Origin of the sequence: Richelia intracellularis HH01 (genome assembly GCF_000350105.1) — a bacterium.
Taxonomy (GTDB): Bacteria; Cyanobacteriota; Cyanobacteriia; order Cyanobacteriales; family Nostocaceae; genus Richelia; species Richelia intracellularis.
The window spans coordinates 55,540-81,258 of record NZ_CAIY01000038.1; the positions used below are offsets into that span (position 1 = coordinate 55,540).

Below are 25,719 nucleotides of genomic sequence, written 5' to 3' on the forward strand. Positions count from 1 at the left end.
TGTGATTTTAGCCTTTATTTTATTACACTTGTGAAGTAAAATTTTAATGTGAAAATACTCTAACATATGGCAATTCTTGCAAGGTTAATAATTTCCAAGAAAAGATAAGGGGTTGCCCATATCTTCTGCAAAACCCAGAATACCTCGGTCACGATGTTCATAAATTAAACATCCTTGAGCATCAAATAAAAAAGTCCCTCCCCTTTGCACCAAATAAGATGTGTTGGACATGTAAGTATTCCAATTACTCAAAACATGTATCATATTTCGCAAACGTAGGGTTGCTAATTCAAAAGGACGTTGAAAACCTTTTCCCCCAGTTAAATTAAACAATGAACCTTTTATTACTGGTAGGGGAGTAAAATCTAAAAACTCATCATCAGTAATTAATTGTGGTGCTTTTTTATCTCCTATGTAACCACGAAAAACCTCCTTCATAGTGCCAGGGCTACCAATTCCAGTACACATGACAAGAAAATTCAGCCAAGCCTTTTGTGAGACTGATAATAGGGGAAATTGAATAGATAAGCCGCCATATAGTCCTAGTTGGGAATGAATTTCCGCCTTCTCTTCTACAAACAAACATTCTGGGGCAAATCCTGTGTATTTACAAAATTTAAGTCCAGAATCACGATCACCAATTCCAATAGCACGAACCGCAATTCCCTTGTTAGAAAGTAGCTTTCTCTCTCTTTGTAACCACCAAGCATATTCCAAACTATCGAAATCCCCTAATAGTGACCAAATTATTACTAGCAATTGGGGGGCATTCCAGCAATCATCTAATACTGATTTAATATTCCCATCACTAACTCGTAAGCATTGAGTTCGACTCAAAAAAGAATAAGTATTTTGAGAGTTGGAGATTATTTGGTTATTCATTTGAAGTAATGGCAACAACCTTTAAGTACAATTATACTATCTTCTTACCAGTCATTAATACAAAATCCAAAATAAAATTGTTCTTTAGGGTTGGTATAATTATAATTTACTTAGCTTCAAGGTAAAAACTATGGCAATGCATCCTGCACTCCTAAATATATTTAATAAACGGCAAGTCCTAAAAATTATCAGTGGCTTGAATAATTTTAATCCTCAAAGTGTTACTTCTACTATCAAGGCAGCAAATCATGGTGGTGCAACTTTTATTGACATCGCTATAGAACCAGCCTTAGTAAGGCTAGCCAAGAAACTAACAAATCTTCCTATCTGCGTGTCTGCTGTAGAACCAGAAAAGTTCCTACCTGCAGTAGCAGCCGGTGCAGACTTAATTGAAATTGGTAACTTTGATAGCTTTTATGCTCAAGGGCTTCAATTTCAGGCAGATGAAGTTTTGGCTCTAACGGAGCAAACTCGTACTTTATTACCAAATATTTGCCTTTCTGTGACAGTCCCTCACATTCTCAGCTTAGATAAACAAGTACAACTAGCAGAAGAATTAGTTCAAGCTGGTGCAGATATTATCCAAACTGAGGGTGGTACTAGCAGCAGACCTAATAGTTCAGGAACATTAGGTTTAATAGAAAAAGCCTCTCCTACGTTAGCTGCAACTCATGAAATTAGCCGTGCCATTTCTATCCCAGTATTATGTGCTTCCGGTCTTTCTGATGTCACTGTACCATTGGCAATTGCATCTGGTGCAGCTGGTGTGGGTGTTGGTTCTTATATTAACCAGCTTAATAGTGAAGTGGCAATGGTTGCAGCAGTACGCAGTTTAAGGGAATCGATTACACTTGCCAACAAATCTAATATTATTGCTTAGAAAAAATCAGGTGGCAGTGATTATTCAATCCACTTTTTTCACAGTAGAATTAGTAACTTTGCATGTGGAATTGTATCTCTGCACAACAGGTAGTTTGATGATATTATGATTGACAACACTCCGTGGATTAATATTACTTGATGTAATTCTCTGATAACAGTTTTATTATCTTCTTAGATGAAATTGACAAATAACTAAGAATGTGTACATCTATTTTATAGTGTTACACTTTAATTTTTAAATGTCTATTTCCTCATACTCTCTGCCAACTGGCTTTTTCAAGTTGAATTATGACTGTTAATTTAGAATACCCCTTAATCAATAGCCAGTGAGCAGGGAGGTAAAATGAAAAAACTGTGGAGTATAGATAATATTAGAAAATAATGTTTTGGGCTGATAAAATTGCTGCTGATACAAAAGGTCACGAAATAGTTAATGATTCAAAAACCCCTTCAGGAAGAGTGCATGTGGGTTCATTACGGGGGGTAGTTATCCATGATGTTATTTACCGTGCCCTAAAACAAGCAGGTAGGCCTGTCAAATTTTTGTATGGAGTTGATGACTATGATGCATTTGATACTATTCCAAAGTATTTAGATAGGGAGAAATTTTCTCCCTATCTTGGTTTCCCATTGTGTAATACACCTTCACCGGAAGATCCAAATAGTGATTATGCCAAGTATTTCATGGGTGAGTTTCTGGGAGTATTTGAGTATTTAGGGGTCAAACCAGAAGTTTATTACCTTCGTGATTTATATCGTTTGGGTAAACTGAACAAACATATTGATACTTTCTTACAAAATGCCCACCTTGTTAGAGAAGTTTATAAAGAGGTAAGTAAAGCCGAGCGTCCTGATAACTGGTATCCATTTCAAATTGTGTGTGAAAAGTGCGGCAAAATTGCCACCACAATTGTTACAGATTACAATGGTTCAGAAGTTTTTTATACTTGTAGGCCAAATGCCACTAAGTGGGTAGCAGGTTGTGGCCACTCTGGTTGGGTTTCCCCCTTTGATGGTAATGGTAAATTGCCATGGAAAGTTGAATGGGTTGCCAAGTGGGATTTATTGGGTGTCACCATTGAAATGGCTGGCAAGGATCACTCCCAAAAGGGTGGGTCCCGGGATGTAGCAAATGCCATCTGCTACAAAGTATTAAAAAAACAACCACCATTACATTCCCCCTATGAATTCATTCTTGTAAATGGTACAAAAATGAGTTCTTCTAAGGGTTTGGGTTCTAGTGCTGTAGAAATTGCCGAATTGCTCCCCCCAGAATTATTGCGTTTTCTAGTATTACGTACACAACCGCGAACAGCAATTAACTTTGCCCCTAATTACGAGACTATTACTAGGTTATTAAGAGACTACGACACATTAGTGAGCAAGTATGTAGATAACTATGACGAATTAAAAGATAATGATTGCAAATTGACTAAGGATTTGATGCCTTTATTTTATGCCCAAGTAGGCGATCAAATTAAGCCTTATAATTCCTTTAATTTCAGTACTATCATTTCCTTATTACAAATCCCACATTTAGATATTAAAGAGGAAATAGCCAAACGTAGTCCTAAGGTATTAAATGAGTTTGATTGGCAAATAATCAATCAAAGAGTTGCAACTGCACAAAAATGGCTGCAAGATTATGCAGATGAAGAAGAAAAATTGGTGATTTATCTACAGGAAGTTCCAAAGAAAGCTATTAATTTATCTTCAGAACAAATTACTTACTTAGAAAAATTAACGAAAAACCTAGAAACATTGACTAGTTGGGAAAGTGAAGAGTTACAAATTGCTATTTTTTCCATTTCAAAAGAGCTAGAAATTAATCCTGCTAATGCTTTTCAGTCGATATACCTGTCTTTCTTAGGTAAAGTAAGAGGACCTAAGGCAGGCACTTTGTTATCTTACCTGGATAAATCTTTTGTTATTTCTCGTATCCATGACGTAATTGCGTTGAACAAATCTAAATCTGATTTGGCTGAACAAACCACAGAACCTTAAGGCTGAAATTGACTTTTATAGATATATATAGAGTCTGAAATACCTATTTCTTTCTCTTTATAGGGCTGTTTTTAACAGCCCTCCCAGTAAAATATATAAACTATAAAGTCGTCAAAGGTTGACAGCATTTCCTTAACTACATTAGTGTTACTAACACCTCCGTAATATCATAAAGTACTATTAAGATTACAAAGGTTACAGAGCAGAGTAGTTTTGATCTCTCATATAAGTTCTAAAATGTAAGATTTTTGTATATAGAAGTCCTAATTCATAAAGTAGAGGGTGAATTTGAAAAGGTTGAAGTCAGATGAGCGGTTACATTCTCAAGGTATTCGTTATTTCTCTAAAATTCGTATGTAGAATTTATTAATTCCACATATATTAAACAATTGATGGTAAGTATTTATTGGGAAAGGGGATATTCATGAATTTATAAAGCAGTAGTGAATATTCTGCCTGGCAATGATTATCACTCAACTCTATGCTAGAAAGGCAAACATTATTTTTATATCAAATAACATTGAATATTCAGAGGTCAAAATCGCTGTTATTACCCAGTCTATTAGATGTTATTTATTACCCAATCTATTAAAAGCACCAAGACTTTTTCTTTGTACAGAAGAATTATTCAATTATTTCCAGCCTATAAATATAAGTGCACTATAATAGCTTAATCTATTGGATTAGCATTTCATTATGTCAGACTTTTCTTGAAATCCCAAAATATATAATCAATAATATTTGAGCTTTTTACCTGTACATAATGTAGTATTAGTTGTTAGTATTTATTAAATTCACAAAAATATAAAGTATTAAAATATATTCCTGATTGAAGAGTTTTATATTGCTTTGATTCATATCTAAACCTTGGTTTTACACCAGTAGTATAATTCTACTTACTCTCTTCTCTGTAACTATTTGACCTTATGCTTATGAAGTATCTCCACTATTAACATGCTCCCACCCAATACTAACAATACAGAAGTTAGCCAGTCACCCCAACGCACATATAGAGTTTGGGTTTGTCGCTTATAAATCGTCTCTGCCTTAATTTCATAAGTATTGTGTCCTGATATCCACAAAGTTCTACCATGAGGATTAACAAACGCTGAATATCCGGTATTTGTAGCTCTCACAGCCCATCTATCATTTTCGATTGCTCGCATGATATCTAAAGCATGATGTTGAGCTGGCATTGCTGCACTATAATGAGCATCATTAGAAGAGCTGAGAATAAACTGTCCACCTACAGAAGCTTGATAACGAAATCTTTCAGAAAAGGCAGACTCATAGCAAATAGCAATAATTGCCCTTCCGAAAGGAGTATCAAATACTTGGGTTTCCAGACCATGGACTTGGTTTGCTTTCAAGGGTGATAACCTGCTAATTGCAGTACCCAGAATCTCTTTAAAAGGGACATACTCACCGAGAGGTACTAGTTTTACCTTATCATAACGGCTAAAAACTTCCCCCTCCCTAGTAACAGTAAATACACTATTGGTATACTCACTATCTTGATATGGTGCAAAACCCCCAATCCAAGCAACTACACCTTTATCTTTTACTGCTGCTACTAAGGGACTAGCCATAATTCGCTCTTCAAAAAAAGGCAAAGCTCCCTCTGGGGTTAATACTACATTTACCCCTTGTTTTACTAAGTTTATATACCCCATAGTGTAGCCTGTTATGGCTTTATATAAACCTTCTGGATATAGCTTAATGGTATTGGGAATATTACCTTGAATAATCCCTACTTTTAAAGCTGTTTCTGCTGTTTGATTAAGGGGAACCTTATATAAACTCCAACCTATTATATGAACCATCAAAAAGAGGGTAAGAGGTAATAAATAATACTGGAATTGAACGATGGTTCGTAACTTAAGCTCCATTTCTAGTATATAGCTCTCTCTTGCTCTGTTTGCTTTATAGGCTTCAGCAATCAAACCATTAACTGCCACAATTGCTGCTGTCACTGTATTAGGACCAGAAATTTGACCTATATGTAGAACTATTAGGTTATTGGGGCTTTGAGTGTAGGAAAGGGAACTCCACCAAAGTGGACCATAACTCCAAATCGCTTCCAGACCACACCATAGTGCTGTACCCACAAGAACACGAGATAGGCTATTAAGTTTACTTGTTAGCAAAAATAGTCCTATACCCCATGGTAATAGTAAAATTGCTCCCCAAAATGTAATAAACACCCAGCAAAACAAAGAAATTCCCAAACTAGCTAACCAAGAAACCTTCATCCAAGTCATGGGGTGAATACTTGTAATCCAAGATAGGGATGTACCATGGTAACCAATACCCCAGGCAATAGATACTAGGGAAATATGAAAGTATAATTTCCTCTTTGGTTCTTTATCAAAAATCATAAGCCAAAGGGGAACCAGAGCAAACCATGCTAAAAACCAAGCACCAACTGGAGCAACTGTCATTCCCATTAAAACACCACTTAGGAAAGCTTTAGACACATTAGATGGTAAAATTTTGTGTGGTATGGTTGACAATTTCATTGATCATGGTGGTTGTGAGAAAGGAGAAAAGCTAGAAAAACATAAAAGTTTTTGCCTCTGGCAGGGATAGCAGTGAAGAGTAGTGAGTATGCTTTTACATCTTATAACCGAGAGTTAACAACCCGATTCTAAGAAAAAAAGTTATCTTCCAGAAAACTCAATTCTCTGGAAGATAACTTTCGGTCTCAGAATATGATACTTGTGATAATTCAGATTCTCCTTCATCCTCCCTAGTATCTGGAGGAACTATCGCAACTCCAGTAATAGCATCATCTCCATCCAAACGCTGTACTTTCACTCCTGTTGCAGAACGGGATTGAATTGAAATTGCATTTACTGCTTGTCTGATTATAATGCCGCGATTGGTTACCATCATAATTTCGTCTTCATCTTTGACGATTTGCAAGGATGCCAGTTTATCTTTTGTTTTGCTGTTCTTGAACTTAGTCACCATTAAACCCTGACCGGCTCGGTTTTGCAATCGGAAATGTGGCATAGGAACCCGCTTCCCGTAACCACCATTAGTAATAACCAATACCCAAGGGCCATAATTACTATTTCCGGATACTTCTATGGTTTCCCCATTAACAATATCTTCTATTTCCATCTCTCCTTCATGTTCATTTTCCAGGATACTAGGAACATCAGCAATTATCACTGCCGGGATAATATCCATACCCACCAATTGATCACCTTTCTTCAACTTCATAGCTCTTACCCCTCTGGTTGCTCTTCCCAAAGGTCTTAATTGCTCATGATTACAACGGAAATGAATTGCCATACCATTACGAGAGCCCACAATTATGGAATCTTCTGCTTTTGCTTTTCTCACCCATCGTAGTTGATCCCCTTTTTCTAGAGAAATAGCAATTAAACCATTGGCACGAATATTACTGAATGCGGACAGGGAAGTTTTTTTAATATTACCTCCTTGGGTAAGCATAACTAGGTATTCATCATCAGTGAATTCATTGACCGGAATGATAGAAGTAATTTTTTCTTTCTTAGGAATTGGTAGCATTTGTACAATCGGTGTACCCCGACTAGTACGAGAGCCCATAGTAATTTGATAGGCTTTAAGACAGTAAACAACGCCTCGATCACTAAAGAACAGTACGCTATCATGATCACAACAACTCAAGAAATGCTCTACTGTATCATCATTTTTTACTTTAGCAGCAGCCTTTCCCCTCGTTGCCCTGCTTTGAGCCTCAAAAGTATTAACGGGCATACGTTTGATATACCCTTGTTCTGTAAGAAGGATAATTGCTTTGTCATTGGCAATTAAATCAATGTCATCAATATCACCTTCCATATGAGCAATTATTGTACGTCGTGGCGTAGCATGGTTGGCTTTGATTTGAGTGACTTCTGTTTCAATAATTTTTAGAATTCTTTCTCTTTTCAAGAGAATATCCTGTAAATCAGTAATCTTTTCTTGTAATGCCTTGTGCTCCTTGTGAATTTTATCAGATTCTAAAGCGGTCAATCTTCGTAATTGCATTTGCAAAATTGCGTCTGACTGAGGTTCTGATAAGCCGTAGACGTTGATTAACTGTATCTTTGCGGTAGGTATATCAGCAGAATGGCGAATTAGGGAAATAATTGCATCTAGGTGGGATAAAGCAATCAACAAACCTTGTAATAAATGATCTCTTTCTTCTGATTTTCGCAGTTCGTACTGGGTTCTTCGAGTAATAACCTCTATTCGGAAATCAAGAAAAACCTGTAAGAATTGTTTTAAATTTAGTACATGTGGTTCTCCATTTACAAGTGCCAGCATATTGGCACCAAAGTTGGTTTGTAGTGGTGTTTGTTTATATAGGTTATTTAATATTACTTGAGGATAGGCATCTAGCTTAAGTTCAATTACAATTCGCATTCCATCACGATCACTTTCATCTCGAATATCTGCAATGCCTGTAATTCTTTTATCATTAACTAATTCAGCTATTTTCTCAACTAGAGCTGCTTTATTGATTTGGTAGGGCAACTCTGTAATAATAATAGCCTCTCTATCTGGTCTGCCCCTTTGCTCAATAGTCTCGATACTTGCAACACTCCGAACAGCTATTGAACCCCGTCCCAGCGTATAAGCCTCTTTTATAGCTGAGGTTCCCAGAATCTGGCCCCCGGTGGGAAAATCAGGGCCATGAATATATTCAATTAACTCCTCACTGGTAATTTCAGGTTTGTGAATCATTGCCACAACACCATCAATCAATTCACCCAGATTATGGGGGGGGATATTAGTTGCCATTCCTACAGCAATACCAGATGAACCATTCAGCAACAACTGTGGTACCACTGCTGGCATTACTGTTGGTTCTTGTTGAGAGCCATCAAAGTTATTGATGAAATCTACAGTTTCTGACTCAATATCCTGTAAAAGTGCCATGCTAGCTAGGGATTGTAGGCGACATTCCGTATAACGCATCGCTGCAGGGGGATCGTTGTCCACAGAACCAAAGTTTCCATGCCCTTGGATCAGGGGTGCTCTCATGGAAAATTCTTGTGCCATACGCACTAATGCATCATATACAGCTGTATCACCATGGGGGTGATATTTTCCTAGTACTTCCCCTACCACACGGGCGCATTTCCTAAATGGTTTGTCTGCAGTCAACCCCAACTCATACATGGCGTACAGAATACGACGATGCACAGGTTTAAGACCATCCCTTGCATCTGGCAACGCCCGACCTACAATTACGCTCATAGCATACTCCAGGTAAGACCTAGAGACTTCATTCCGTAGATTCGTTGGGATGATCCTCTCCTGGGAGGTTGTCATAACCGTAAAAACTCCAAAATTATAGCTAGCTTTTGCCCTATGATTTACACAATGGCAAATTGTCTCCAATTTAGTTGGAAGGCTTATTATAAGCCAATTTAAATTCTAACATAATTGTCTCTTCTAGTTGTATAATTTGTGGACTATAACAGTAAGTAAGAGCAAATCCTATGTTAGTAAGACCCAGAGGACTTTGTATTTGAAATGGGTTTAAACATAAACCTTGTCTTAAATGTATTGAGTACCAAATTAGGGCCTGTCCAGATAAAAGACATATTCTATTTGCTTTAATCAACAAGATGGGCAATATTTATTAGGATAATTCAATGGTTTATATCAGTTTTATGGCCTAACAGATATTACCTTTATAACTGTGGTTATCTGTACTGTATTTTTACAAATCAGATGGTGATAAGTTCATATTGCTTATATTATAAGTAGTGTAATGTGTCAGACTTTTAAAGTAGGTCTTTGAGAGGCAAAATCATAACAAAATCATAAGTATAGTATTTACAACATATTCACTATCAATAATCAACAAATAACTTTTTATAATAAATTTATTAGGGAATAATTTAGGGCTGTAATGTAGGAGTTGCTTAACATCAATTTTAATTGAATCAAATATGGAAAAGTTTTATGAAAGCCTTTAATTAGAATAAAGATAATTTATGTAACCATAAAAATATATTTATCATGCTATCAAATTGTACTCTAAAGAATATAGAATGTAGGTCTATTGGAATTAACAATAATGTTATATTATATACATAGTTATAAGCTAAATTGTAGTAAATAAACTAAGTATCAAAATAATTAATCATGAAAATATAAGTGTATTATCTATAAACCTATAATTTTGTCTCTATTAATTTAATACTACATTCGTATATTTGATTAGGTTTTGTATGGAATCATGCTTCCGGTATATTCAGTCTATGTCTGTTACATATCGCATAGAAACTTTGCAACTCATTTATTTAACATATATAATTGTGTTTTCTGCAGATATTCCGGCTCTGAAAAGTTTATGTTTTAATAAAAAGTTACAAGGATCACCTAATGTTAGCAAATTTAGTTTTAATGATAGTTCAAGTATTTTCTGAAGCTGGCCTAAATATGACTTATAATAATTAAATTATTACATATTAATGTATGCTATTTTTTTATTCATACCACTTCAATACATTTCCAAACTGCCTTCTTAGTTTATCTAGCTGCTTCTTAATAGATACTTAATAGGTAAATATTTACAATTAATCTAGGTTCTGCTAAAATCAACAGCTAAGACCAATAATACTTTATTTGTATGATACTCTAAAATATATTAGGTCAAAACTTGTCAATTTTTTGGTTTATTTATCATAATAATTGTTTCATTAATACCTATGATAATAAGCAGCTCACCATAAAAATATCTATTATACTTTCGTATCTGGTAATTTTTAGGTAACATGTGGGTTTGAATAAATCGACTAGATATATTTGCAATATAGATTAAGAAAAATGAAAGGTATTTGTTATAAAAATAATTGATAATAACTAAGTGCCTTATTTTAAATAAATTTTACTAATTGATAATCTATTTTGCTTTGTATTGATAGCATAATTCATGAAAATTTTATACAGTTAGATTAGTACTTAATATATTATAAATAGACCGAAAAATATCCTAGAAAGACAATGATTAATATCAAGAAATACTAAAAATAATAAAGAACTTCACATAATTCAAAGTCGAAAAAACTTTATGTATTTAGTTACAATGAATTTAGTTGTAGTCTAGTAAGTTATTGCTTAACATTTTAGGTACTTTGTAAAGGACTATATGCTCTTTCAATCCTTCTTTTTACAGCTATATCAGATTCATCTTCAAATGCTGCTTGTAAGGCTAAAATTGCATCATTATTCCCAATTTCTCCAAGAGAAACAGCTGCACTATAACGAAGTGCCCAATCATCTGGCTGTGATAATGTCCATTTAAGTTTTTCAATCACACGTACAATAACTTCTGGACTGCAAGCTCGACAACCAATTTTACCTAAGGCCCGAGATGCCACTCTGCGAACTTTACCCTGACAATGATCAGCTGCTACTTCAAAACCAATAACCTTTTCCAATAAAAATAATGTTCTCGGATCACCAATTTCCATAAGAACCTGAGTAAGTCCAGCTCTCAAATCCAAATCGCCATCATTATCAAGATCGAAGACACGAATTATAGAATCAATAATGCCTGGTGCTAACTTAACTAATCCCTTGATTGCTGCTGCTTGAATATTAGGATGTTGGGATTTCAATGCCGAGAATAATTTTGAGGTAGATCTTTCAATTACTTTTTGAGAACTTGTGCTTAGTTGATTTACCAATTTCGTAATTTTCTCAACTTCCAAATTTGAATCTAATGTATTTAATCTGGGAATGTTTCCTTCAATTGCATCTAGTAATAGCTGATCAATAATTTGAAATAATAAATCTTCTTGCTCTTGCCGTTTGACTTCTGTTTCCATTTTATTTTGTAAGACAGATTCCAAAATACGCTTAATAGTTGCTAACTTGATATTATTAGGTATCTGTGCATCCATAATTAATGGGGCAAATTCAATTTGACCAAGTGCCGAAATATCAAATGCTGCCGCATAACGTAAAAACCGATTCTCATGATGTAGCGTTCGAAAAAGTATTTTTAGGTAATGAGGTTCAAGAGTTAGGGTATAAAAATATTGAGCTGCTGAACATTTTACTCTTTCAGAAGAATGTTGTAGGAAAGGTCTAATTTTATCTTGGACTTGCCAAACCTTAAATTTTGCTAAAGCCTCTATCAAAGCTTCTAATGGTTTATCTTCAGTATCTGCATTTAGAAAGTCAATAAGGGCTGGAATTGCTGCACTATTACCAATATCCTTTAATGCTTGAATTACTACTTCTTGTACTTTAAGGTCCAAGCAGTCTAAAGCTTCAATTAATGCTGGTAATGCCCGGGAATCTTTTAACATCCCCAATGAACGTGCTGCCTGACGACGAAGAGGATAACCTTCCAGAGCTGTCACATCTCGCTCATCTTTCAAACATTCACATAGTAGATGAATAGATTCATAAATACGATGTTTTCCTAACCACCAAGCTGCATAATAGCGAGTTCCATTATCATCACTCAACTTCAAAGCGGAAATTGCTGTTTTGGCGTCATTGATAGTTCTGGCAGAATCTGTAATAATCATTTTCCTTTTACTTCTGTAAGGTGTTTTCCTAGCTAACTTAACGATAGTCAGGATTTTCCTCACTATCATATGGGGAACATTTTGACTGGGAATAATCTGCAAGTGAATTAAAACCTAGTGGATAAAGCACGGGATAAATCCCATTGATATTGTCTCTATAGGGGCAGAAATAAACTCTTGCCCAAAGATTTCTAAATTTCCCTTGATTTTCTGGAGAGAAATTAAATCCTTGTTCACTTGTAATACTAAGAATTTCTTCTGGCTGAGTATATTTTAACTGTATTTTTAGTAAGTCATTGTGTTTAACATATAGTGAATGAAGTTAATAAGTTGTTATTTTGACGTGGCAAGTTAATTAATTTTTTCTAACATTTAATAGATTTTGGCCAGGCTCTAATTGTAACAAAATTTATTCAGTTCTTATGACTCCTTCGAGGGAATTAACATTTGTCCTAAATCTACCTGAAATATTTTGACAACCTTTTGATATTTAATGATAATAGATTCTTAAATTTTAAGATTTGATAGCAATACAAAACAAGCCTTACTAATACAAACATGGGGTTGCGGAATTTAACTTGAATACTGACTATAAATATTATTCAAAATCTCCATTCAAATTTTACTTGAAAGTACTTAAATTATTTTTCTCCTTAGCGAGCTTTATATATTACCATTATAATCAATAAAATTCCTAATTATAATCAAATTGCCTTTATGAGTATGGTGAATAAGATTTTTTCCAAACTCCAAACAGGGATTATTAGAATTGAACGAATCAATGTGATAGTTTCTGCCTAGTCATCTTTTACAAATGTTGAATAAGTCTAAAACCCTATTTAGGTTAGGGAAAAAAATATCATAAATGCCATATTTTTTTTACAAAGCGTCTTTAAAGTAATACTTAAGAATTAAAAATAAAGAGTTCATGAAGCAAGGTTAAAGAAATTAGTTATGACAAAAATGAGCTAATTTTATTTTTTGATTTTCATATATTCAACCTACCTTATATGAGCAATAGTAACCCCTGTACCACCCTCTTTTTGTGGTGCAGTTTCGAAGTGGCTTATTTTGGGATTCCTGTGTAAAAATTCCTGGACTCCCTGCCTCAATTTACCTGTACCATGTCCATGGATTATCCAGATTATCCCTGTGGTTTCAGTTATTACTTTTTCCAAAATCATCTCCGCATCTGTTATTCGTTTACCACGAATATCAAATGTATTTTTTGAAGTCCGTATTAACAGTATAGATGTAGTCTCTGCAGACTCTTTTCCAGAAGTTTTTTGCTTACTGTTATTAACTTTACGGTTTTTTTGTTCTTTAATAAGGGCTTGGGATTTCTTTCCATCCAGGGATTCAATATCTGCCAATTTGACTGTCATTTTCATAATCCCAATACGGACGTTCAATTCACAGTTTTCATTGGGTAATGTGATGACTTCGGCTATTTGCGACAATTTGGGAATGCGGATACGATCACCTACTTTTGGAATAAAGTCTATTCTTGTTTTTGGTGTTGCTGGTAATATGAACTTCTCAGCTATTTTTTGCAAGGCATTAGTAGCTTCTTGAGCTTCTTGAGCAGTGGGTGTACCTTGTTGCAAACGGTGGATCACCTGAGCAATTTCCCCTTTTGCTTGGAAAATTGCTCTTTGAACGGCAATTTCCTGAGATTCCTTTAAGATCTTTTCTCGTTCTTCTAGGGAGCTGGCTTTGGTATTTACCTCTTTGTATAAAAGTTCCGCTTGTTTTAATAAGTTTTCCAACTGGTCAGCTTTGGTTTCTTGACTACGCCGTTGTGCTTCCAATCCAGCAATTACTTGGTTAACTTCATTTGTACCCCTCACTAGTTTGGATTCTGCCTGCTTTATGATTTCTGGTTTCAATCCTAAGTGGCTAGCTATCATTAAAGCATTAGAACGTCCGGGAATGCCCCATAATAACCTATAAGTGGGTGAAAGAGTAATTTCATCAAATTCCACAGAAGCATTTTCAAATCGCTCATCTTCGTATTTGAGGGATTTGAGTTCCCCGAAGTGCGTAGTGGCAATGGTTAACTGGGCATTATCTGCAAGGTATTGCAAAATAGCAATTGCTAAGGCATTTCCTTCTACAGGATCGGTTCCTGCTCCCACTTCATCCAGTAACACTAAGGATGCACTTTTTTCAGATAAGGCATTTAAAATCCTGATAATACGGCAAATATGTCCAGAAAATGTAGATAAACTTTGCTGCAATGACTGTTCATCTCCAATATCCACTAATATTTGGTCAAACCATGGTATTTCAACCGGCTCTTTAGCTGGAATAAATAAACCTACCTTTGCCATTAAAGCCACTAAACCCAAGGTCTTCAGGGTAACAGTTTTACCACCTGTATTGGGACCAGTAATAGCAACTACTTTGATTTCTGGTTTAATCAATAAGTCTATTGGTACAACCGTTTTACCTCCCTCATACTGTTGTTGCCATATTAAAAGGGGATGACGTAATCCCTGCAATACAAGTATTTCTTGGTCCCGCGGATCAAGTATCCTGGGGGAGGTTGCCTCTAACCACAAACTATACCTAGCCTTGGCATTTGCCATATCTAAAATGGTAAGTGTTACCAATACTTTTTCTAAATCGGTCTTGAAGTTTGCCACATGTTCCGTAAGGGAGAAACGAATTCGTTCTTCTTCAAGTTTTTCCTGTATAGCTAGCGTCCTCAGTTCATTGCCCATTGAGACGATAGAATTGGGTTCAATGTAGAGTGTCATACCACTAGTAGAGATATCATGAACTATACCGCGGATATTCTCCTTGTGGGAGGCTTTTACAGGGATTACAAAACGATCACCCCTTTGTGTAAAAATCTGTTCTTGAACAGAATTACTTTTAACCTGTAAAATATTCTGTAACTTCTGGTGTATCTGGCTGCGTATCTTTCGGAAGTTTTGGCGTGTGTCAGCTAACTTTTGACTCGCTCTGTCTGTAACCCCACCCTGTTCGTCAATACAGAGATGTATTTCTTTCTCTAACTCCGGATATGTGCGTAAATCGGCTACTAACTGATTAAGAACCTCTAGGTCCGAATGATTGCCAATTATCCTACGGAGATTGCGTGCCGCAGCCAGGGTAGTAGCAATTGCTAATAGTTCCTCCCCTGTTAATATTCCTTTTATTTCAGATCTCTCCAGGGAATCACCAATATCCTTGATTCCCTCAAAAGGTAAACCATTTAATAACCGGTTATCAAGCTCATAAATCTCCTTAGTTTGTGATAATAAATACTTACTCTCAACGAGAGAGAGAGGGATTTGTAAATTCTCTATAGCAATCGCCCCTAGTTTGGTCGCTGTAAAAGTGGATAGATGCTGACAGAGGCGATGCCATTCTAATATTTCTAGGGTTTCTGAATGGATCAAGGGTCAATTTTTGATTTTGGATTTGTAAATGAACAACTTATGCTGATTACAGCCAAAAAAGTTAAGTTACTAGCATGGCTGTTCCGGAAAGCTAGTTAATATTTTAGATTTTTATGGATTACATTGTTTAGTCTAGAGCATTTCTCTGTTTCCTATTCCATAAATTATTTCCACACATAGGGGAAAGCCATACAAATCACCCCACAATTTGATACCCTAGCTTAAACATATTTGAGAATGGAAAAAATAGGCGTGGAAATTCAAATTGGTCGGGGTAAAATAGCTCGTAGGGTCTATGGAATTGATGAGATAGCCTTAGTTCCTGGAAACAGGACACTCGATCCGAGTTTGGCAGATACCAAATGGAAGATAGGTAATATTGAAAGGGAAATACCTATTATTGCTAGTGCAATGGATGGGGTGGTTGACGTGGGTATGGCTGTAAACTTGTCAAAACTTGGTGCCTTGGGTGTACTCAATTTAGAGGGAATTCAAACTCGGCATGAAAATCCAGAACCAATTTTAGATCAGATTACATCTGTAGGCAAAGATGAATTTATCCCCTTGATGCAGAAATTATATGCAGCACCTATTCAGCCAGAATTAATTAAACGAAGAATTCAGGAGATTAAGCAGGAAGGAGGAATTGCTGCAGTTAGTGCAACTCCTCTAGGAATGAGTAAATATGGTGGTGCAATTAAAGAAGTAGGAGCCGATTTATTGTTTATACAGGCAACTGTGGTCTCCAATGCCCACCTTTCACCAGAATCTATCTCTCCCCTGAATTTAACCTCATTTTGCCAAGAAGTACCGATGCCTGTAATTTTGGGTAATTGTGTGACTTATGAAGTCACCTTGAATTTAATTAAAGCTGGAGCAGCAGCTGTTTTAGTAGGAATTGGTCCCGGTGCAGCTTGTACTTCCCGAGGTGTATTGGGTGTGGGCATACCCCAGGCAACAGCGATCATAGATTGTGCTGCAGCTAGAGATGATTATTATCAGGAAACGGATAAATATGTACCGATAATTGCAGATGGTGGTTTGATTACAGGTGGTGATATTTGTAAGTGTATTGCCTGTGGTGCTGATGGTGTGATGATTGGTTCCCCATTTGCCAAAGCTACAGAGGCCCCAGGTAGAGGGTACCATTGGGGTATGGCAACACCAAGTAATGTGCTACCCCGTGGCACTCGTGTAAAGGTAGGTAAAACTGGTTCTCTAAAACAAATCCTCAGAGGGCCAGCAGAGATTGACGATGGTACCCACAACTTCCTAGGAGCGCTCAAAACAAGTATGGGTAACCTAGGAGTAAAAAACATCAAAGAAATGCAGAAGGTTGAAATTGTAATTGCTCCCTCCTTATTGACTGAGGGTAAAGTCTATCAAAAAGCTCAACAATTAGGCATGGGTAAATAGAAAAAGAAAACAGAGCGTAGGGAATAAGACAGACAGGGTTTATAACGAGAGAAATATCTGTGAATTTTTCCGTATATGATTTTTTCCCTAACTTCCGTATTCTGGGATAACAAATTTTTTCACACACTTGAGTTAAGAACTGGAAAAATCCCATATGTCGCCTACAATGAAAATAGCGGAGACAAATGTTTCCGTTCACTCCTCACACCACACTCCGCCCGGACTTATGTTCGGGCGGTTCCTTCACGTAAATATTCTCGTATGTTTGTTATAGCTTCCTTTTATTTAGACTGGGCTATGAAAAGCTCTCAGGCTCTATATTTCATCAATTGGAGCTTACACAACACTTATAGAGTATTGTAGATGTTTGATGCTTGACTATCCTGATTATTTTCTACTTCGAGTTGCCTAAAATCGGATTTAACTATAGCACTGTATAAACGTACAAGATGAAAAGCAATAAGGGAAAAGGGTGGATCATGAATTATGGTTTATATCTTATTCATGATATGCTTATACAAGAAAATAATTTAATTTGACATTTAAAAAGTCTCACAATAGTAAAAACACCTTATAATAATGGCTCAAATAAATTATTCTGCAGACTGTGATCAAACTCATATGGGAATAATTTCAGTTAATTATTTAAATACAGTGATTCTTGTTAGTTAAGTCCTCAGTAATATTAAATTAGTCTTAAAGTACAGTATCCTCATTTTGTTACTTTCCTAGTCTTTCTTTGCAAAATTACATTAAACTACATCCCTTCCAAATCTAAGCAAAGGTTTTTGCTATGGTAAGATCTTCACCAGAATTAAAAATATAATAAGCAAGGGTTTGTAAGTATGTCAGCAGCCGCACAAGTTACCGACTCTACCTTTAAACAGGAAGTATTAGACAGCGAGGTCCCTGTTTTAGTTGACTTCTGGGCACCCTGGTGTGGGCCCTGCCGTATGGTAGCCCCAGTTGTAGAGGAAATTGCTTCCCAATATGATGGGAAGCTAAAAGTAGTAAAAGTGAATACTGATGAAAATCCTAATGTTGCAAGTCAGTATGGTATTCGTAGTATTCCTACGTTAATGATTTTTAATGGTGGTCAAAAAGTTGATATGGTGGTTGGGGCCGTTCCCAAAACCACACTGGCTAATACGATTGAAAAATATCTGGGAGAGTCAAATAATTAATTAAATTCAGCCAGATGAATAATTATGCTTATTTTTCTGGCCACTATTTCAATCACTTTCAACTCAATTAGTAGGAAAGTATTTTCGTATCTGTCTTGTTTTTCAAATATGCACATTTATTCCTCTGTAATTGAGTTAATTGGTTGTGATTCTTAGTGGTCTAGGATATTACTTTGTCTTCCCTAGTAGGTTTTCGGATAATAGTCTCGAAGGCCTTGAAAAATACACCTCCGGCCTGGCAACCAGAGGTGATTTTTTATTGCTGTCAATCATGTAAACAAATCTAAATACAGGGAAATGTTTAAAACATTAAAAATATTTGAATATTGGCAAAAATAAAATAACTATGATCAGAAAAAACCATAATAATAAAAAATTAATAAATGCTGATAGTACAAAGTAATTATCCATTGATAAATGTTAACTAAAATGACTTCATCAGATTATTTGGATACATTTAAGTCTTTGCAATTGGATATAGCTGAATTGATTGAACGCTTACCAAATTTAAAACATCAGCAATTTATCCAACAGGCATTGACAATTATAATACGTTTGGCTAGTCATAATATTGAACGCTTAGACTGGAAAATATTATCTTCCTGCCTAGCTGATATGGAGCAGGGTTTTGAGCTGTTTTATACTTATCGACATGCACGTAAAGTAACTATTTTTGGCTCGGCAAGACTATCTTCAGAGACCCCAGAGTACAAAATGGCAGTTGATTTTGCCAGAAGTGTTTCAAAGTTAGGATTTATGATCTTGACTGGTGGTGGTGGTGGGATTATGCAAGCTGGTAATGAAGGTGCAGGACGAGATAATTCCTTTGGTTTGAATATCAAATTACCCTTTGAGCAAGAGTCAAATCCAATTATAGAAGGTGATTCCAAACTGATTCACTTCAAATACTTTTTTACGCGTAAATTGTTCCTTCTGAAGGAGAGTGACGCCATTGCCCTATTCCCTGGAGGGTTTGGGACTCAAGATGAAGCATTTGAATGTATGACTTTGAGCCAAACAGGTAAATTTAGTCCAATACCACTTGTATTGATTGATAAACCTGGTGGAGATTACTGGCATTCTTGGAGCAAATATATTCACCATCAATTAGTTAAAAACAGGTTAATTAGTCCCGAAGACCCAAGTTTATATACAATCACAGATGATCTAGATGTGGCTTGTAAAGCTATTACTAAGTTTTTTCAGGTCTATCACTCGAGTCGTTATGTGGGCGATCGCCTAGTTCTCCGTTTGAAAACTAAGTTATCAGCATCCGAAGTGGAACAACTCAATCAAAATTTCAGTGATATCCTAGTTCGAGGTAGGATTGAAAGCAGTCCAACTTTGCCTCAAGAGATTCAGGATGAAACATTTGAATTTCCCCGTTTAGTTTTATACTTCAACCAGAGAGATTTGGGTCGTCTTTACCAGATGATTGCAGTCATTAATCAAATGGGTGCTCCCTTATCAGAAGTTAAGGACCACTCAGAACTAAAGTAGGGTTATTCGCTTAAGTTGGAATTGGCAATAAGAATCGCTTGGGAGTCAAACTGGGGTTTTCATTTTTCCCAAACTGCAAAAGTCCGTATCAGCTATTAACAGTAGGTTTTTAGGAAATAGCTCTATTTGTACTGTGGTTTGTATATAATTGTCAGTTTTTTACTCGATTTATAAGTGAAATTATTTATGGCTATCCTGACAGTTACATACTGTATAGCAGAAAACCGGAGGATAATAAACGATTTAAACTTCAGTCAGAATTTCGGTAGTGTAGCGCTTCTATTGTTTACAACAGGGCAATGAATTATCCATAGGAACTAGCAAGTGTTTTTTGTTTTTACACCACTTACATTTGATTTCAACTCACTGCGCAACAAGAAAGTCCAGATGAAAATTTTAAACCTTACTGACGTCTCTTTTTGAGATCCAAAGGTTTATATATAGGTCATGTCAAAAGTTAGTTTTATAACTAGGGATTTTTTTATGGCACTTTGCAAATAAATATCACTCATCCTCTACCCCCTACTTTTTTAAACTTAGAGGGGAGAAGAAAAAAATTGCAGGATAATTAGGGTTTTGTTGATGGGTGCTTTTACTATAGTTTAGATGTTGGATAAATGAATTAACATTCATTTGTATACATTTTATATCGGCTATGGAAAATAAAATATTGTTAGCTATGACGTGCCTTAATTACTAATACTTCGAAGTGACTGTGTAGCAAATTATTCTCTATTGACAGTTTATATTACTGGCAAAATATATGTAGTTTAGTTTCGAACAAAGACAAATTAGTATAAAATTACAGGGATTTCAAACTGAAATTTTATACTAATTTCTAGGTTTGAAAAAAACTCAATCAAAAGTAAATAGGGCTTGCAACCAAATGTCTAAAGAGCCACAAAGAATTTGTGTTTTTTATCAGGTTTGAGCAACTTAGTACAGAATAAACCAAACTATTTAACAAATTTTGCAAAAGCATAATTAATTTCTAGAAACTATCCAAAATGGCTATTTGGAAGAGGATTATAACGCCTGTAGAGAAGTGTTTTCAAATAGTTGAGTCCACTCTTGTTAGGTAAGTTTCTAAAAATCTTGAATTAGTTTAGAGTCCTGTTTTAAAAACATATGTAGATTCAGTAATTTTTCACTTTTACTTCCGCGTAGCAGTATATGAGCAAACTCCACTGGCTAGAAGTTAGCGAATATGTATCCTTGTATGCTTCTGCTCTAGGAACTTTGGCAGCAGCAACAACTCAAAATGTTGCTTATGCAGCTACACCTTTGACAATAGCAATAGGATTAAATTTCGTTAATCGAGAACGTTATAAACATTTACAGGAAAAGCGACAACAGTTATCGATCTATCAATTGGATATGTTGATTGATCCGCTGAGACAACGTTTAGATAACTTTGATGGCTTAACTCAAAATTTAAGTAAAGCCATACAACAGTCACAGCAAGTAGTAGGTGATAAAAGTCTTGTACCTCTGGGCATTAAACAAATGAATAGCAATATAGAAAATCAAATCGCTGTCATTCAGCAACATCTTGCCCGACTTGACCGTTTTACTCAGGACTTAAGTATTAATACACAAAAACAATTAGATATTTTTAGGCAGTCATTAAACACTAATAAACCAAACATAGAAGGACAAAATCTAAATGTAGAATCCTTCGATCAGCGTTTTGCTCAGTTGGATAAACAGATACAACAATTAAGCATTAGTACACAAGAACAAATTCAAGTACTACAGCAAGGAGCAAAAAATATTAGCTTGGAAGCTTTCAACCAGCGTTTTGCACAACTAGATACTCGGATGCAGAAGTTAAGTATAAATACACAAAACGAGATTCAGACTTTGCAAAAGGGACAAAAAAGCTTAAATCTGGAAACAATAAACGAGCGTTTAGAACGATTTGACATGTTAATACAACAGCAAGAGATAAATACTCAAAAGCAAATTCAGGAATTGCAGCAAGAAAATAAAGGTGCTGACACTAGCTCAAAAGAAGAATTTAGTCAAATTAATAACCATATTCAGCAAGAGATAGAACCCTTGAATCAGAAAATATTACAGTTAAATACTTATATACAACAACTAAGTACTAGTCTACAAAAACAACTAAATGAATTTAAAGCTGTAATCGTAAAATTTCAAAATCAAGTGCCAATAAATACTGCTGCACAATCAACCATTGAGCCCAAAATGCAATCGCAAACAACTACACCAATAGCAAAAAATCAGACCCAACAAGCGTCTAAAATACAGGCTGTTACTCACCCACAATCAACGACTATTCCAAAACCTCCAGTGATCCAAAACACAAGAAACCTACAAATATTACAAGGACATAACAATAGAGTAATGTCAATAGCTTTTAGCCCTAATGGAAAAATATTAGCTAGCGGTAGTGATGATAAAACCATTAAAATTTGGCAATTAGCTAGTCTAAATCAACAACCCACTACAATTATGGCACCAGGTAAAGTAAAGACTGTGATTTTCAGTCCTGATGGAAAGATATTAGCCAGTGGTGGCGATGACAAAGCTATAAAATTATGGGATATAAGCACAGGTAAGGAAGTTTACACTTTGCAAGGACACAGAGGGACCATTTACTCCCTCGCTTTTAGCCCCGATAGTAAAACTTTAGTTAGTGGTAGTCAAGATAAAACCATTAAGTTATGGTCTTTAGATAGTTGTAGGGAATTAAATACTTTGAGAGGACATGTGGATGAAGTATTATGTGTTTCTTTTAGTCCTAATGGTGAAATTATTACTAGTGGTAGTGGCAGCAATGATCAGACGATAAAAGTTTGGCATCTAAATCAAAGTAAGTTTTTAACCCTAAAAGAGTATAGTAGTAGTCCTGCCAGCGTTAACACCGTCAGTTTTAGCCCTGATGGTAAAATTATTGCTAGTGGTAGTCAAAATAAAAATATTAAGTTGTGGGAAACACAAAAGGGTGAAGAGATTTATACTCTTCGTGGTCATACTAATGACATTTTTTCTATTGCGTTTAGCCCTAATGGTAAAACATTAGCTAGTGGCAGCTATGATAATACCATCAAGTTCTGGCAGGTCGATACAGGTAGGGAATTTAACACTTTCGCCGAAAACCACGGTGTTGTGTATTGTCTTGCATTTAGTCCCGACGGTAAAATCCTAGCAAGCGGTAATAGTAATAAGACAATTCTTTTGCTACCCTTTGAGCAAAATTAAAATACTTAGGAAAGGTGCATGGTCAATTAAAACTTATTTTTGCTGTAATTTTCACCACAAATTTTCCTAATTTACTTAATAAATAAGACTATTTCATCTTTCTAAGAAATAAAGCTATAAATTTTTAAAACCTGATACAAAATGCTTATTTTTAATAAGCATTTTGGAATATATGAGAATAAAATAACAGGTGCGAGTCTTCTGAATTTTTAACCAGAATACAGAATCAACTGAATCAGTAAACTGAGGATAATGGAATGAATTCCTTCTAATTAGAAAGAATAAATTAAACCTTAACAATTTTTAATTTACCAAAAAGACCATGGCTATAAAATCATTGACTACTTCCCAGTCAATGATTTTATTAGGAATAGACATAGCCAGGAATCATCAGGAAATATTTGAGTTGTGGAGAATATATGTGTTACAAAAACTTAATTAGTACTCCCAGGAAAATTTTGATTCATAAAAACCCAAAATAATGGGGAGATAAGCAGAAATAGTACTTTAAGTTAGCAGTAAATACCTTTTGGCTAAATAGTCTTAATGATCAATAGACTCTATTATAATGAGAATCATATTAATTTCTTTAAAGGTATTTTCCTTTGATTGGTACGGCAGAATGCAAACTAAGGTAGTTACATAAACTTGTAAAAAGTTTTAATTAAAGTCATTTACGCCCTGGTTGGGGAAAACTATCACATATTTTTACATGCTAAGAAAAATTGCCATTACAGTTATTTTAACTCTTCAATATTTCTTCATTATTCTTGTATTCACTAGACTAGGAGAAAAATCTTCCCCTGTAGCTTATAAAAAGCACCAATGATTTTATTCTCAAATGACAGATTCTTTTACTTCTATATACAAATTATGAGCTGTATAAAACATCTCCAGTCCTGCATGTAAGTAACTTTCATTATAGCTGATAGGAAAGTATTCTAATTCGTTCAAGCCATCATTCATTTGATTGAGGCAATAATACAAATGGGCTGCAGCTCTGGCTAAACTAGGAGGATTAGGTAAAGAACGAAAGATAGATTGAGCATATTTGATATCTCTGCAGCAATTTTCCAGGTATTCTTGAAAATCTCCTAGAAGTCTGTCGTCAAAAGGATCAGCTGCTAGTTTATCTATTTGCGGCTTGAGAGATTTAAAAATAGGTTTAATTAAGCGGTTGACAGGATGGTAAACAAGATACAGCCATTCTTCCACTTGTTTATCCAAATACCTGCCAGTACATATTTGCACTTTATGTTGGTTTTGAACTTTGACTGTACATTCTTGTCTGGGAACGGACGACTCTTGGCACTTATAATAAATTTGACGGTCATAATGTTGGCGGTTATTAGTATCCCCTAGTACTTCGTATGCTGCATTAATACGGATAATACCTTCTCCATCTACAGCTCCTTGGTTACTATCAGGATGATGCTGCTTTGCCAGGCGGCGATAAGCCTGCTTAATCTCTGCTTGGCTAGCATTTGGACTGACATTTAGAGTTTTGTAATGATTAGAATCTGCCATGACCCTAATTTACCTTGAATTGTACTCTACTGTCATCTTGGACTCTCAGTCTTGAAATAAGGGTGTACTTAAGTACCTTTCTCCAAAACTGGGTTGAATCATAACTATTAAACGCCCTTCATTTTCTGGACGTTTAGCAATTTGGATAGCTGCATATAAAGCTGCACCACTAGAAATACCAGAAAGTAATCCTTCTTCCCGGGCTAGACGACGACCATAAATAATAGCTTCTGTATCAGTGACAGTAATCACCTCATCAACTAACCCCATTTTCAATACTTGGGGAACAAACCCAGCACCAATACCTTGAATTTGATGGGCCCCTGGTTCGCCTCCAGATAATACTGGACTGTTAGTTGGTTCTACTGCAATTGCTTGAATACTCGGTTTCCGAACCTTAAGTCGTTCTGCTATCCCCGTAATTGTTCCCCCAGTACCGACCCCTGCCACAATTATATCTACTTGTCCATCTGTATCTACCCAAATTTCCTCGGCAGTGGTCTTTTGATGCACTTGGGCATTAGCCGGGTTACGAAATTGTTGTAACATGTAAGTATTTGCAGTTTTATCTACTATTTCTTGGGCACGATTAATAGCTCCGCTCATACCTTTAATTCCTGGAGTTAATTCCAAATCTGCCCCATAAGCTCTTAACATTGCCCTTCGTTCAGTACTCATGGTTTCGGGCATAGTTAATATAAGTCTATAACCCTTAGCTGCAGCAGTCATGGCTAGCGCAATGCCAGTATTGCCAGAAGTTGGCTCCACCAGTGTTGTTTTTCCTGGAGTAATTAATCCTTCTAACTCCGCTGCTTCAACCATACCTACGCCAATTCTATCTTTAACAGAAGCTGCTGGGTTCATACTTTCTAATTTCACTACAATCCGAGCCAAGCAGCCTTCTATTTGAGGGATATGATTCAATTGTACTAGAGGCGTATTACCAACAAGTTCGGTAATATTTCCGGCAATTCGCATAATTAAATTCTCTTTTAATAAAGTTGAATGGAAATATGGCCAGTATATAAGACTTATGACAGATGAAAAACTGAAGTTTCCCAGATTGCTGAGCTTAGAATAATCTAAAATAATTTGTAATTACGTTTATATGTAATACATAGTATTTATTTAGCTGTGGGGATCTCGTCTTTT

Annotated in this window: 13 protein-coding genes; 6 read left to right on the forward strand and 7 right to left on the reverse strand. The window is 35.6% G+C overall.

Translation table 11 applies throughout. The annotated features are described in order from the left end of the window. Nucleotides 1-84 precede the first annotated feature (84 nt). Nucleotides 85-882 carry a peroxiredoxin-like family protein gene (locus RINTHH_RS04595; RefSeq protein WP_044304636.1) on the reverse strand — a complete coding sequence of 266 codons (798 nt, stop codon included), beginning with the start codon at nt 880-882 and terminating at the stop codon, nt 85-87. 130 nt (nt 883-1,012) lie between these two features. Between RINTHH_RS04595 and RINTHH_RS04600 the strand changes: the two genes are divergently transcribed. Both RINTHH_RS04600 and lysS read left to right on the forward strand, forming a co-directional pair. Next, nucleotides 1,013-1,762 (forward strand): DUF561 domain-containing protein, encoded by a 750-nt coding sequence (locus tag RINTHH_RS04600; RefSeq protein ID WP_008233473.1) that lies wholly within the window; start codon nt 1,013-1,015, stop codon nt 1,760-1,762. A 383-nt stretch (nt 1,763-2,145) separates the two neighbouring features. Beyond that, complete coding sequence (gene lysS, locus RINTHH_RS04605) at nt 2,146-3,768, forward strand: lysine--tRNA ligase (protein WP_008233474.1); 1,623 nt, start codon at nt 2,146-2,148, stop codon at nt 3,766-3,768. A 914-nt stretch (nt 3,769-4,682) separates the two neighbouring features. Here lysS and lnt read toward each other — a convergent pair. The 4 genes from lnt to RINTHH_RS04625 all read right to left on the reverse strand — a co-directional run bounded on the left by lnt (nt 4,683) and on the right by RINTHH_RS04625 (nt 15,712). Further along, nucleotides 4,683-6,287, reverse strand: coding sequence for an apolipoprotein N-acyltransferase (gene lnt, locus RINTHH_RS04610; RefSeq protein ID WP_008233476.1), 1,605 nt, complete (start codon nt 6,285-6,287; stop codon nt 4,683-4,685). 157 nt (nt 6,288-6,444) lie between these two features. Continuing rightward, complete coding sequence (gyrA, locus tag RINTHH_RS04615) at nt 6,445-9,081, reverse strand: DNA topoisomerase (ATP-hydrolyzing) subunit A (protein ID WP_008233477.1); 2,637 nt, start codon at nt 9,079-9,081, stop codon at nt 6,445-6,447. 1,805 nt (nt 9,082-10,886) lie between these two features. After that, a complete protein-coding gene (locus RINTHH_RS04620; protein WP_044304637.1) occupies nt 10,887-12,302 on the reverse strand; it encodes a HEAT repeat domain-containing protein in 1,416 nt (471 codons plus the stop codon). Between the two features lie 1,001 nt (nt 12,303-13,303). Further along, on the reverse strand, nt 13,304-15,712 hold the full coding sequence (locus RINTHH_RS04625; protein ID WP_008233481.1) for an endonuclease MutS2: 2,409 nt from the start codon (nt 15,710-15,712) through the stop codon (nt 13,304-13,306). Nucleotides 15,713-15,964: 252 nt separating this feature from the next. On the opposite strand from RINTHH_RS04625, the gene RINTHH_RS04630 reads away from it, so the two are divergent. The 4 genes from RINTHH_RS04630 to RINTHH_RS04645 all read left to right on the forward strand — a co-directional run bounded on the left by RINTHH_RS04630 (nt 15,965) and on the right by RINTHH_RS04645 (nt 23,040). Beyond that, nucleotides 15,965-17,128 carry a GuaB3 family IMP dehydrogenase-related protein gene (locus RINTHH_RS04630; protein ID WP_044304645.1) on the forward strand — a complete coding sequence of 388 codons (1,164 nt, stop codon included), beginning with the start codon at nt 15,965-15,967 and terminating at the stop codon, nt 17,126-17,128. A gap of 845 nt (nt 17,129-17,973) precedes the next feature. Further along, entirely contained in the window at nt 17,974-18,312 is a 339-nt protein-coding gene (gene trxA / locus RINTHH_RS04635) for a thioredoxin (protein WP_044304638.1), read from the forward strand. A gap of 429 nt (nt 18,313-18,741) precedes the next feature. After that, a complete protein-coding gene (locus RINTHH_RS04640; RefSeq protein WP_044304647.1) occupies nt 18,742-19,812 on the forward strand; it encodes an LOG family protein in 1,071 nt (356 codons plus the stop codon). 1,173 nt (nt 19,813-20,985) lie between these two features. After that, complete coding sequence (locus RINTHH_RS04645) at nt 20,986-23,040, forward strand: WD40 repeat domain-containing protein (protein ID WP_008233487.1); 2,055 nt, start codon at nt 20,986-20,988, stop codon at nt 23,038-23,040. An 837-nt stretch (nt 23,041-23,877) separates the two neighbouring features. Here the strand turns inward: RINTHH_RS04645 and RINTHH_RS04650 are convergent. Together RINTHH_RS04650 and cysK are read right to left on the reverse strand one after the other, a co-directional pair. After that, nucleotides 23,878-24,567, reverse strand: coding sequence for a J domain-containing protein (locus RINTHH_RS04650; protein WP_008233490.1), 690 nt, complete (start codon nt 24,565-24,567; stop codon nt 23,878-23,880). A 45-nt stretch (nt 24,568-24,612) separates the two neighbouring features. Continuing rightward, nucleotides 24,613-25,545, reverse strand: a complete 933-nt coding sequence (cysK, locus tag RINTHH_RS04655; protein WP_008233491.1) for a cysteine synthase A — start codon at nt 25,543-25,545, stop codon at nt 24,613-24,615. Between the last annotated feature and the right edge of the window lie 174 nt (nt 25,546-25,719).